1 protein-coding gene is annotated in these 442 nt (G+C 76.9%); it reads left to right on the top strand.

Translation table 11 applies throughout. The features are described 5' to 3' along the window. The coding region (locus K9U40_RS23885) for a glycosyltransferase family 4 protein (protein WP_282892534.1) at positions 1–442 on the top strand (442 nt) is incomplete at both ends.

Here is a 442-nt window from a genome sequence, read left to right as displayed (position 1 = left end):
GCCTGGACTACCCACCCAACCAGGAAGCCGCGCTGCTGCTGGCAGAAGGGCTGGCGCCGCTGCTGCGCGCACGCCTGGCAGCGCCGTGGACCCTCCACGTCGCCGGTGCCCGCCCGCCGGACTGGCTGCGCGCACGGCTGCAGGCGGCAGAGGGCGTGCGGCCCTGGTTCGACGTGCCGGACGTGGAGCCGGTGTACGCGGCCTGCACGGTGGCGCTGCTGCCCGTCCTGGCGGGTGGCGGCACCAAGCTGAAGACGCTGGAGGCCCTGGCGCGGGGCATGGCGGTGGTCGCGAGCGCCGAGGCCGCGCGCGGACTGCGGCTGGTGCCCGGGCTCCACTACCTGCCGGCGGAGACTCCCGAGCAATGCGCGCAGGCCGTGCTGCGCCTGCATGCGGAGCCGGCGCTGCGGGCAGCCCTGGGCGCCGCGGGCCGGGACTGGTA

It is taken from the genome of Xanthobacter autotrophicus (genome assembly GCF_030015065.1).
Lineage (GTDB): Bacteria > Pseudomonadota > Alphaproteobacteria > Rhizobiales > Xanthobacteraceae > Xanthobacter > Xanthobacter autotrophicus_D.
The sequence above is the reverse complement of the archived record's forward strand: the minus strand, read 5'-3'. Positions and strand labels throughout refer to the sequence as shown.